The 12367-nt window shown below is 59.0% G+C and carries 9 protein-coding genes; all 9 read left to right on the forward strand.

Going from position 1 to position 12367, the window contains the following annotated elements; genetic code table 11:
* The first annotated feature begins 133 nt into the window (after positions 1-133).
* The 9 genes from HPT27_RS04255 to HPT27_RS04295 all read left to right on the forward strand — a co-directional run bounded on the left by HPT27_RS04255 (position 134) and on the right by HPT27_RS04295 (position 12350).
* Positions 134-1480, forward strand: coding sequence for a Na+/H+ antiporter NhaC family protein (locus tag HPT27_RS04255; RefSeq protein ID WP_172239432.1), 1347 nt, complete (start codon positions 134-136; stop codon positions 1478-1480).
* Between the two features lie 43 nt (positions 1481-1523).
* Positions 1524-1808: a hypothetical protein gene (locus HPT27_RS04260; RefSeq protein WP_211197844.1), complete on the forward strand. Its 285-nt coding sequence runs from the start codon at positions 1524-1526 to the stop codon at positions 1806-1808.
* Positions 1809-2385: 577 nt separating this feature from the next.
* A complete protein-coding gene (gene pulA / locus HPT27_RS04265) occupies positions 2386-5955 on the forward strand; it encodes a pullulanase-type alpha-1,6-glucosidase (protein WP_172239433.1) in 3570 nt (1189 codons plus the stop codon).
* Positions 5956-6286: 331 nt separating this feature from the next.
* Positions 6287-7342, forward strand: coding sequence for a type I glyceraldehyde-3-phosphate dehydrogenase (gene gap, locus HPT27_RS04270; protein WP_172239434.1), 1056 nt, complete (start codon positions 6287-6289; stop codon positions 7340-7342).
* Positions 7343-7375: 33 nt separating this feature from the next.
* Positions 7376-8170 (forward strand): hypothetical protein, encoded by a 795-nt coding sequence (locus tag HPT27_RS04275; RefSeq protein WP_172239435.1) that lies wholly within the window; start codon positions 7376-7378, stop codon positions 8168-8170.
* Positions 8171-8467: 297 nt separating this feature from the next.
* Positions 8468-9685 (forward strand): alpha-amylase C-terminal beta-sheet domain-containing protein, encoded by a 1218-nt coding sequence (locus HPT27_RS04280; RefSeq protein WP_211197845.1) that lies wholly within the window; start codon positions 8468-8470, stop codon positions 9683-9685.
* A gap of 333 nt (positions 9686-10018) precedes the next feature.
* Positions 10019-11074 carry an ABC transporter substrate-binding protein gene (locus HPT27_RS04285; RefSeq protein ID WP_172239437.1) on the forward strand — a complete coding sequence of 352 codons (1056 nt, stop codon included), beginning with the start codon at positions 10019-10021 and terminating at the stop codon, positions 11072-11074.
* A 16-nt stretch (positions 11075-11090) separates the two neighbouring features.
* The gene (locus HPT27_RS04290; protein ID WP_172239438.1) at positions 11091-11684 is read left to right on the forward strand and encodes an SCO family protein; all 594 of its coding nucleotides are present in this window, start codon (positions 11091-11093) and stop codon (positions 11682-11684) included.
* A gap of 216 nt (positions 11685-11900) precedes the next feature.
* Positions 11901-12350 carry a cupredoxin domain-containing protein gene (locus HPT27_RS04295; RefSeq protein ID WP_211197846.1) on the forward strand — a complete coding sequence of 150 codons (450 nt, stop codon included), beginning with the start codon at positions 11901-11903 and terminating at the stop codon, positions 12348-12350.
* Positions 12351-12367: the final 17 nt, after the last annotated feature.

Below are 12367 nucleotides of genomic sequence, written 5' to 3' on the forward strand. Positions count from 1 at the left end.
GGCAGGGGCGGTAAATTTTCGCGGCTTGTCGGCGCCGGCCGCGACCGGCAAGCCGCTGCAGTGGCCCGTGCGCCAACGACAGCGAGGCTGTGCTAAGGTGCCGGCACGCTGACTCGCTGCGAACAGAAAAAGAATGACTTGGTTGAGTGTATTGCCGCCACTGCTGGCCATTGCCCTGGCGGTCTGGAAACGGGAAGTGATGCTGGCGCTGGTTGCCGCCTTGTTCACCAGCGAATGGCTGCTGTCCGGCACGCCGTGGGGCGGCTTCCTTGGCATCTGGGAACGCTTGGTCGCACAACTGGCGGATGCCGGTAATGCCCGCATTCTGCTGTTCTCGTTACTGGTCGGTGCGTTGATTGCTTACGTGCGCGAATCGGGTGGGGTCAGTGCGTTCATCCGCAGCGTTGAACAACGCGGGCTCGCGCGCACGCCGCGTCAGGTCGGTTTGCTGACCATGATCATCGGCGCACTGTTGTTCATCGAATCCAATCTGTCGATTCTTGGTGCCTGTCTGGTTTCCGGTGCACTGTTCGACAAGCACCACATGAGCCGGGCGCGGCTGGCTTATTTCGCTGATGCGACCTGCGCGCCGATCAAGGTGCTGGTGCTGTTGAACGGCTGGGGCGCCTATGCGCTCAGTTTGTTGCAGGGCTACGGTCTGGATAATCCGGTCAACACGCTGGCCTGGTCGGTGCCGCTGAATTTCTATTGCCTGATTACGTTGACGCTGGTGTTTTACACCGTATGGACTGGGCGCGTGCACGGTCCGTTACGGGAATCGGAGAGCCGCCTGGCAGTGCAGGCTGCCGCGATGGAAGCGCCAACCAAAATCCGTTACTTCCTGGCCCCGTTGTTGGTGATGGTGCTTGGCATTGTTGCGCTGATGGCATGGACCGGTAATGGCAACATCATGCAAGGTTCTGGTTCCAAATCGGTGTTGTGGGCCACCGCCAGTGCCTTGCTGGTGGCGTATGTGCTGTTGCGCGCCGGACAACGTTTTCGGCACAAAGAGTTGGTAACGCTGGCCTTTAAGGGCATGAACGAATTGCTGCCGCTGGTCGCGCTGGTGCTGCTGGCGCTGGCGCTGGGCGCGGCGATGAAGGAGCTCGGCACCGGCCGGTTTGTTGCCGGTATGGTCGGCGATTTCCTGCCGGTCTGGCTGGTCACGCCGCTGGTGTTCCTGTCGGCCTGCCTGATTTCGTTTTCCACCGGAACTTCATGGGGCACGTTCGCGATCATGATGCCAATTGCGATGCCCATGGCGCTGAGCTTCGATATTCCGCCCGCCCTGATGGTCTCGGCGGTGCTTGGTGGCGGTGTCTTTGGCGATCACTGTTCAGGCATCTCGGATACCACCATCCTGTCATCGCTTGCCTCCGGATGTGACCATTACGAACACGTTCGCACCCAATTACCGTACGCCGTCACAGCAGCGGCGGCGGCCATTGTGTTGTACTTGCTCGCCGGCTTGCTGATTTGAGCCGCGCTACGCACCACCACTTGCCGCCATTGGAGTCGATGACATGGCCCCTGCCCACAACAAGAATACGCGCGCACCTTCGATACGGCTGGCTGCGCTCGTCACCATGCTGCTGACGCTCACCGCCTGCAGCAAACTCAGCAACGACAACTACAACAAACTGGAAGCCGGCATGAGCAAAGCCGACGTCGCCGCCATCATTGGCGAACCGGAAAGCTGCGAAAGTGCGCTGGCTTTTGAAACCTGCCGCTGGGGCGATGACGACAAGAATATCCAGGTACGATTTGCCGCAGACAATCTCTTGGCGAAAACTGCAGAAGGCTTATAGCGTACCCATGGAGTTTGGAAGAAAAGGCAACTCCGGTTGCCTTTTCTTTTTCGTGTCCATTTCACTTAACAAAGTGGCAGGCACAGTGTCGGCTTGCACACTATCATCGTCGTTCTGAACGCACACTGTCGTGACCATCACAACGCAAGCTGGCGCTGCCAGTGACGTTGGGTCAGGTAATCCACATCGCCATTACTATCACCTCACGGTGATGCTCTCAATGCACCGTCACCCGCTCTAGTCCCGCCACAGCCTGCGCCAGCCATGGCCGCACCATGCGCCATGACTGTGCATCGACATTAGCTCGACCGGTCTGGCGCCAGCCCCAAATTAGTGCATCAATCTCTGGGTCGGACAGCTGGCGGAAATTCATACGTATTCATAGTGATCAACCGGTTTGGTGCTTTGCTTTGGTGCAATGCACCGTGACAGCATCCAGCAGGATCCGAGCCGGCCCGTCTCCTGTTTTCATTGCAGCAATCGTGGAGCGTGGTGTGGTGCCGCCGAGTTTCAGTGACGGTTGGCTACACCGTCGCCGACATGAAAGAAGCCGACAAAAAAAGAAGGAAGCGGAGACATGGGCATTTCGAGAATTTCCTGGCGGGCCACGCTGCATGTGCTGGTTACCGCACTGTTGATGAGCGTGCTGGTTGGCTGCGGCAGCAGCGCCGAGGTCGGCAGCAGCGACGGCTTTACCTTTGCCAACGGTCCGGGATTCAAAGTGCAGCTGGCAGAACCGGAAGCGCTGAGTACTGACGCCTGCAACGACAGCCCGGTTACCGCGGCATACCGGCAACTCGGCAAATTGGCCCGCGTTGCCGTGCCGGCTAACACGCTGCGCATTCACTATCAGCGGCCCGGCAATGATTACACCGACTGGGGCCTGCATTTCTGGAACAGCAGCGGCAGCGCTGCCGATACCTCCGGTATCAGCTGGGGCTCGCCGTTGCTATCGGCTGGTACCGACAGCTTCGGTGAGTATTTTGATATTCCGCTGACAGCGGACACCGGCACCATCGGCTACATCTTCCACAAGGGCGACGAAAAGGATCACGGCGGCGCCGATCAGTCTTTCACACTCGATGGCAGCAATGAGATCTGGCGTCGGCAAGGTGACACCAACACCTATACCAGCAACCCGGATGAAATCGTCATCGACGACAGCGCCACCGCGCGCGTGCATTACAAGCGCTTCAATGGAGATTACGACGGCTACGGGCTGCATATCTGGGAAATGAGCAATGGCATGGACATCGACACCGCCAGCCTGCCGGATGGCGTGACGATAGGTGACTGGGCCAATGTGGTGCCGTTCACAGCGCCGATGCCGAGCGGTCAAGACAGCTTCGGTCTGTGGGTTGATATTCCGATCAAGAAATACAGCGAAGGCGCACGCGGCTTCAACTTCCTGATCCACAAAGGCACCGATGATGCCGGCAAGGATGGCAGCGATCGCTTTGTCAATTTTGCCAATGGTTATGAGATCTGGCTGGTCGAAGCCAACAATCAAGTGTTCTACAGCCAGCCACGCGGCGATATCTCTACTGTCGCGGCGAAAGCCTACTGGATTGACGAAACTACCTTGCTGTGGCCGCGGGTCAGTTCCGACGGCAGCTTCATTCTGCATTACAACGGTGAAGGCGGTATTGCGGTCGATGAAACGGTGGCAGGTTCGGCCGGATACATCGCGCTTGCTGTCGCCAGCGGCGACGAGGTTTCTCCGGCGCTGCAAGAAAAATTCAAGTACGTGCCCGAGCCGTATGTCGTACTGAAATTGCCGGCCATGCTCGACGCCGGTGACATCAAAAACCTGCTGCGTACGCAAACGGTAATCGTCCACCGCGACAGCGAAGGGAATGTCGCGGATGCCACCCTGCCGCAAACCGCCGGCGTACTCGATGCGCTCTATGCCGGTGCGGCCGGCAGCGCTGCGCTGGGTGTGGTGGTCAACGCTGGCGCGCCGCAATTCAAGCTGTGGGCGCCAACCGCGCTGCAGGTCGGTGTGTGCGTGTACGACCAAGGCAATGATGGCAACGCGTCGGCGATTCATGCCATGAGCTTTGATGAGGCCACCGGCATCTGGAGCTACAGCGGTGATGCCAGTCAGCTTGGCAAATACTATCGCTATGTGGTCGATGTATTCGTCCGCAGCACCGGCAGCTTGATGCGCAATCTGGTCACCGACCCGTATTCGCTGTCGCTGTCGGCCAACAGCAAGCGCAGCTGGATCGGTTCACTCGCTGATGCCGGGGTAAAGCCGGCAGGCTGGGATGGGCAAACCATTCCGGCGCTGGCCGCGCCGGAAGATCTGTCGATTTACGAGCTGCACGTCCGCGACTTCAGCGCCAAGGACACCTCGGTGCCGGCACCGCATCGCGGCAAATATCTCGCGTTTACCGATACCAGCAGCGATGGCATGCAGCACCTGGCCGCCTTGCAACAAGCCGGCATTAGTCTGATCCATTTGCTGCCGGTCAATGACATGGCAACGGTCGATGAAGTGGCTTGCACCGAGCCGACCATACCGGCCGATGCGCCCGATGCGGAAACCCAGCAGGCCGCCGTCAATGCCAGCCGTGACAGCGATTGCTTCAACTGGGGTTACGACCCGCTGCATTACACGGCGCTTGAAGGCAGCTACGCCACCGATGCTGCCGATGGCAGCGTGCGGGTGCTGGAATTCCGTGAAGCAGTGCAGTCGCTGCACGCAGCGGGTCTGCGGGTTGCGCTCGATGTGGTCTACAACCACACCCCGGCCAGCGGTCTGGACGACAAGTCGATACTCGACAAGATTGTGCCGGGCTATTACCACCGGCTCGATAGCGCGGGCAATGTTACCAATTCAACCTGCTGCGCCAACACCGCGACCGAAAACGCGATGATGGCCAAGCTGATGATCGATTCGGTGGTGACACTGGCGACGCAATACAAAATTGATGCGTTCCGCTTCGACATCATGGGCCATCAGCCGCTGGCCGCGATGACCGCGCTGCAAACGGCGGTCAATACCGCCGCCGGCCGACCGATCTATCTGTATGGCGAAGGCTGGAACTTTGGTGAAGTCGCCAACGATGCCCGCTTCGTTCAAGCAACTCAGCGCAACCTCGCCGGTAGTGGTATCGGCAGCTTCAATGATCGGCTGCGGGATGCGGTGCGTGGCGGTGGCGCCTTCGATGGCGGCGACTCGCTGGTGCGCAATCAGGGCCTTATCAATGGTCTGTTCCTGAACGACAACGGCAGTGGCGGCAACAAGACGCTGGCCGATCTGTTATGGACCAGTGATATCACCCGGCTCGGTTTGGTTGGCACTCAGGTTGACGTCGAGTTTGAAGCGGCTGATGGCAGCACCAAGCGCGGTGACGAACTGGATTACTACGGTCAGGGCGCCGGCTACACGCTGGACCCGCAGGAAGTGATCAACTACGTCGACAAGCACGACAACCAGACGCTGTTCGACATCAATGCCTACAAGCTGCCGCTGGCCACCACAATGGCGGATCGCGTGCGTACGCAAACACTGGGCGTAGCCTCGGTTGCATTGGCGCAAGGTGTGCCGTTCTTCCACGCTGGCATGGACATCCTGCGCAGCAAATCGCTCGACCGCGACAGCTACAACAGTGGCGATCATTTCAACGCCATTGATTGGAGTCTGCTCAGCAACAACTATGGCGTTGGCGCTCCGATTGCGGACAAGAATCAGGACAACTGGTACTTGATCAAACCGCGCCTAGCGAATGCCGCGATGAAGCCTGATGCCGACGCGGCGCAAACGGCCAACGCCGCGTTCCGCGAGTTGCTGCAGATTCGTTCGAGCTCGACTCTGTTCCGCTTGCGCACCGGCGAAGACGTCAAGAGCCGCGTGCACTTCCACAACACCGGCGTGGCGCAGGTGCCAGGTGTCATTGCCTACAGCATCGATGGTGCCGGTTATGACGGCGCGGAGTTCAACCGGATTGTGGTGGTGTTCAACGTTGCGACCAGCAGCCAATCGATTACGGTTGCTGATCTGGCTGGTCTCGATTTGAGCTTGCATCCGGTGCAGGCCGCGGGCAGTGATCCGGTGGTCAAGACGGCAAGTTTTGTTGGTGTGAGTGGGGAGTTTACGGTGCCGGCGCGTACGGTTGCCGTCTTTGTCGAGGCGCTCTGAGTCAGCGGTGACGCCTGTCGTCATCGCTCTGGCGTGCCGTTTGTAAAAACGACTTCAAGAGGAGTAGGGCCTCTTCCTGGCGTGGGGCCGGCCTGTATGGCGGCCCCTACTTTTTCTCATGCCGACATTTCATGACCCGATCGACTGGATCCGAACCAACAAGGCGAGGATGGTGCAGAGGAATGCGACGTCAACATGCGGTGGTTTGCAAGCGTTGGCGTCGGGATTCGGTAAGGCCGCGACAGTGACAAGACTGTCAATGAATAGACAGTGATGTCTATGCATTTTGATTGAAACGGACACAAAGTAGAGCGCACAAGGTAAAGCAGTCATGACAATTCGTATCGCCATCAATGGCTTTGGTCGTATCGGTCGCAATGTGGTGCGAGCGCTGTATGAATCGGGCTATCGCGACCGGGTCCAGCTCGTCGCCATCAATGATTTGGGCGACCTCGCTACCTCGGCGCACCTGTTGCGTTACGACAGTGTGCACGGCCGCTTTGCCACGCCTGTCAGTCATGATGGCAACAAGCTCGTGATCGGCAGCGATGACGTGCTCTATTGCAGCCAGCCGGATCCCGCGTTGTTGCCGTGGCGCACGCTCGGTGTCGATGTCGTGCTCGAATGCACCGGTCGCTTCACCAGCCGGGCCCAGGCTGCCATTCATCTGGCTGCTGGCGCCCGCAAGGTGCTGATCTCGGCGCCTGCCGATGATGCTGATGCCACCATCGTCTTTGGTGTCAACCATCAGCAGATCACGCCGGAGATGAGCATTGTCTCCAATGCTTCCTGCACCACCAATTGCCTGGCACCGGTGGCCAAAGTGCTGCATGAATTGCTCGGCATCGAACAGGCGTCGATGACGACCATACATTCCTATACCAATGATCAGCAGTTGCTCGATTTGAATCACAAGGACATTTATCGCGCCCGTTCGGCAACGCAATCGATGATTCCGACCAAGACCGGCGCAGCCAAGGCCGTAGGGCTGGTATTGCCGCAACTGAAAGGCAAATTTGATGGCATGGCGGTGCGAGTGCCGACCATCAACGTCTCGCTGGTCGATCTGAACTTTCTGGCCAGCCGCGAGACCAGCGTCGCTGAGGTGAATGCCGCACTGAAACAGGCAGCCAGTACCGGGCCGCTCGCCAGCGTGCTGGATTACAACGAGACACCGCTGGTCTCGATCGATTTCAATCACGTGCCGGCCTCGTCCACCTTTGATGCGACACAAACCAAAGTCAGCGGCCGCTGGGTCAAGGTCATGGCTTGGTACGACAACGAGTGGGGTTTCTCGCACCGGATGCTGGACACCAGTTTGGCGCTGGCGCTTGCCGACAAGACCCCGGCCCGCGCCAGTGCCGCAGCAGCAACCTGCAGCGGCTGAACGATTCATCGCGAGCATAGATTGGAGAGCATCATGACCCGTGAAGCCATTGAGCTAAGCAAACCGGTGACCGCACAGCGCTTGCTGGAACGGATCGATCGCATCGGCGAAGAATTGGCCAGCACGCCGCACGGCATGGCGCTGATTGGTCTCGGCTCCATTGGTCAGGATACTGCCCGGCTCGATGCCTTTTCCGATCTGGATTTCTTCGCCATTGTCGAACAGGGCGCCAAGCAACGTTATCTGCAACAGCTCGATTGGCTGGACCGGATTGCGCCGGTGACCTGGCATTTCCAGAACACGGTTGATGGCGTCAAGCTGCTGTTCCATGACGATATCTTTTGCGAGTTCGCCGTATTCGAGCCGCATGAAATCGGTGGCATCCCGTTCAGCGCCGGCCGGGTGATCTGGAAGCGCGACGACATCGACGCCAGCATTGCCTCGCCGCGACTGCCGGAGCCGCGCCCGGCTGATCACAGCATTGACTGGTGCCTCAACGAGGCCTTGTCGAATCTGCTGGTTGGCGCCGGCCGCTATCGGCGTGGTGAAAAACTGTCGGCATTCCGCTTTGTCCAGCAGCATGCCGTCGACCGGGTAATCGAGCTGATCGAGCGGACCTGGGACAGCGACAATTTTTCCCGCGATCCGTTTGCCAGTGACCGCCGTTTTGAACTGCGCTACCCCGAATTCGCGCCGCTGATCAGTGCCTTCATGCCCGGCTACCGCGACACGCCGCGCGCCGTGCTCGCGATGCTGGAGTTCCTCGATCTGCATTGGGACGTACCGGCGGCGCTGGCCCGTCATATCGAAACGCTGGCGCGGCGCTAACCGCACATTCTTCGTATTTAAAGCACGTCTTTAAAAAGAGTATTCAAAAACGCAGCCACCGCACCGCCCGGTGCGGGCCGGCCGCGCCACGCCGCCAGGATGGTGCGCGTCCATAACAACCCGAGCGCCGGATTCTGCCGTTCCGTGACACCACCACAACCAAAACGCATCGGGAGAACTGTTATGCGTCTATCAGTGTTGTGCGGAGGGATGCGGCTGCGCCGCGTCCGTCGTTTCGCTTCGAGCAAGTTTCTGGTTAATTCATTTCGGCCGTCGGTCCGTTCAATGTTTGCAATCGTGTTGGCCTTGAGCTGCGCGGCTATTGGTACGGTGCAGGCCGCCACCGAGCAGGACAAAGCCAGCAGTGCGATTCTGTTTCAGGGCTTTCACTGGAATTCTGCCAATGGCAGCTGGTATGCCAATCTGCAGGGCAAAGCGACGGATCTGAAAGATCTCGGCATCAGTCATGTCTGGTTTCCGCCGCCGTCCGATGCCGCTTCACTGGAAGGCTATCTGCCGCGGCAACTGAATGTGCTCAACTCCAGCTATGGCAGTGAGACAGCGCTGAAAAATGCGATTACCGCGCTCAGCAATCAAGGCATCAAGAGCGTTGCCGATGTCGTGATCAACCATCGGGTCGGCACCGCCAACTGGGCCGACTTCACCAATCCGACTTGGGATTGTCGCGCGGTCACCAGCAACGACGAATGGAGCGGTCGTTGTGGCACCGCCGATACCGGTGACGGCTATGCTGCGGCGCGGGATCTTGATCATCGGCAGACTTTTCTGCAGAACGACATCAAGACCTGGCTGTCCTCGCGACTCAAGGGGGTTGGTTTTAGCGGCATACGCTATGACTACTCGAAAGGCTACGGCCCCGGCTACGCCGGTCTGTACCACGATGCGATGGCGCCGAATTTCTGCGTCGGCGAGGTCTGGACCAATCTCGATTACAACAACGTCGACAGTCATCGCCAGTTGCTGATGAATTACGTCGATGGCAACGGTGGCAAATGCGGCGCATTCGACTTCACCACCAAAGGCCTGCTCAATCAGGCGCTGAGTGCCAACGAGTATTGGCGCCTGCGCGCATCCGATGGCAAACCGGCCGGCGGCATTGGTTGGTGGGCGCAGAAGATGGTGACCTTTGTCGACAATCACGACACCGGTCCGTCCGCCAGTTGCAGCACCGGCCAGAACCACTGGCCCGTGCCGTGTAGCAAGGTCATGCAAGGTTACGCCTATGTGCTGACGCATCCCGGCATTCCGACCGTGTACTACCCGCATGTGTATGACTGGAATCTGCGCGCCGGCATCAAAACGCTGATCAGCCTGCGCAAGGAAAAAGCCATCACGTCGACCTCGGCCGTGGCGATCCAGCGTGCTGATCAGGGACTGTACGCGGCCATCATCAACAACAATCTGGCGATGAAAATCGGCCCGAATGCCTGGAGTCCCGGTAGCGGCTGGACGCTGCGCACCTCCGGTGATCAATACGCGGTCTGGACCCGCTAAAACAAAAGCCGACGGGCGACTGTGCGAACAGCGCCCGTTGGCTGCTTTGCTGTCAGCTAGCCGCATTGAAGCGGCAATTTTCCCAACGTGCGGACACCACATTTCTTCTGAGTTTTTCAGTCACCGGTACCAACTCCGCCGCTGTCGCAATTGCCCCTAGACAGTGCCCACTTCGTTGCGGATACTCGCCTGCTACCCGAGCCGGGTTGGCGCAAGCGACAACGGCTCGATCGGCCATGGCGCTGGGGTCGGCCAGCTTGCGACCAAACGTGACGACCACACGCAACAACCAGACGCAACAACCACGCGCCGCAACCAGCGAAGATGATCGACATGAGCAAGGAACCGATGGCAGAGACCGAATTCTTTCGGCAACGGCGCTTGTTGCTGGGTGCGGCGGCTGCAACCGTACTGCCGTTCGCTGGGGTGTCCTGTTCGCGTCAGCAACCGGACGAGGCCAAGGTGCTGCAGGTCGGCGGCTTGCCGGTTACCTGCAATCTGACCCTGCCAATCGCCTGCACCGCCAAAGCGGCCGCACTGAAGGCCGGTGACAGCAGCCAGCGCACCCGCTTTGAGTACAACAAATACAGCGGTTGGCCCGAGATAAAAGAATCGCTGATGACCGGCCGGATTCAGGCGGCCTACATGCTGGCGCCGCTGGTCATGGATCTGACCACAAAAAACATCCCACTGAAGATCGTCTCGCTCGGTCACCGTTCCGGCGCCGTGATCATGGTGCGCAGCGACTCCGATTATCAACACTTCAAACAGCTGGCCGGCAAACGGATTGCCATTCCCAGTCGGTTTGCCGTCGATTTTTTGTTTCTGCGCAAGATGCTGGCGCAAGAAGGCATGAGTCCGAGCGATCTTGAAATTGTCGAAATGCCGCCGCCGGACATGCCGGCCGCGCTGTATGCCAATGCTGTTGATGCCTATTGCACCGGCGAACCGTTTGGCGCCGCCGCCCAGCGCGCTGGCTATGCCAGGCCGCTACGGATGACGCGCGACGAGTGGCGCAACTACATTTGCTGTGTGCTGACGGTGCGCGAAGAGCTGATACAGCAAGAGCCGCAGGTGGTGCAGGATTTGGTCAACCATGTGATGGCTGCCGGCAACTGGCTGGATCAGAGCCCGGCCAACCGAGAGAAGGCAGTCACGATTGCTGCCGGCCGCAGTTTTTTCAATCAGGACCCGAACATCATCAAGTTCGTCATGGAAAATCCGACCGACCGGGTCACCTATGGCGACATGCGCATGATCCGTGAGGAGTTCGACGAGCTGATGCAGCTGTCGGTGGCGGCCGGTACCCTGAAAGCGCCGGTACCCTTCGCGCAATACGTGGATGAGCGCTTCAGCCAAAGCGCCCAACCCATTGCGATCACGGTATGAACAGCGAGCTGAACCGATGAAACGATGGCTGCTGACGCTGTTGCCCCTGCTGCTGATTGGCCAGAGCATATTCGCCGCAGAAAATCCCGCGCTCAAATCCGGCGTCTTCGATCCGCCACGGCGGGCCCCGGATTTCGCGCTGCCCGGCTCCAATGGTCGCGAGATCAAACTGAGTCAGTTTCGCGGCAAATTGATCGCACTCGGTTTTGGCTTTACCCACTGCCCCAATGTTTGCCCGGTGACGCTGGCCAATCTGACCCAGGTGCGGAAAAATCTCGGCAAGCTGGCCGCCGACGTGCAGGTCCTCTATGTGACGGTGGACCCGGAACGGGATACTGCCAGTCGTATGCAGCAATACCTCGCCGGTTTCGATGCCAGCTTTCTCGGCGTCACCGGCAGCGCCGAACAACTGGCGGCCGTGCGCCAGGCCTACGGTGTCGCGGCCAGCAAAGCGCAAGCGGCTGCCGACCCGAACGATTACACCGTGCATCACTCTTCCTACATTTATCTGATCGACCGTGACGGTCGGCTGCGCGCACTGGTGCCGTTTGGCAAGAGCGTCGATGACATTGTTCATGATGTCAAAATTTTGCTGGGCAACCAACGGTAGCGCTGAGCTATTCGTTAACTACAATTCCTTAACAACAAGTCGCGAACTAGAGTTGGCCCACTACAGCTCGCGGTGAGCTTGCCCCGCAAGGGATTTCCTGCGGTCATCGAACCACAGATGATCTATATGCCCGTGTAATCTCGTTCATCCTTCGACAGGCTCAGGGCGAACGGCGACGGAATCAGAGCCTGCTGAATGACTGCTGTGGATAGACTCATGGGCATGAACCCGCATCGCTGGCGGCTCCGGGCCATTGCTGCATCGGTGCTGGTATTTGCCGCGCTGTTACTGACTGCCTTGTCGCCGATTCAGCGCAGTTCGCGGGAGCAGCTGTTCGAGATTCCCAAAGGAACCTGGGCGAGGCGCACGGCTGGCGATGCGGTAGAAATTCTGCCCAATACCATTTATCTGACGCTGGCCGTCAAGGATGTGCTGGTGCTGAAGAATAATGATGACGTGCCGCAGATATTCGGCCCAACCCTGATCATGCCGGGCCAGAGTTTCAAGCTGCCATTTGACTTGGCCTCGGACTACCAATTCGCTTGCAGCGCCCATGCCGATGGCCAGATGACAGTAATTGTTGAACCGGAGCCAACACCGGGCTGGCCGCGACTGCAATGGCGCAGTCGCCAGTTGTGGCGGGCGCTACAAAGTGGGATACAGTAAAGTGGGATACGGTAAGG

The organism is Permianibacter fluminis (assembly GCF_013179735.1).
In the GTDB taxonomy this organism is placed as follows: domain Bacteria; phylum Pseudomonadota; class Gammaproteobacteria; order Enterobacterales; family Permianibacteraceae; genus Permianibacter; species Permianibacter fluminis.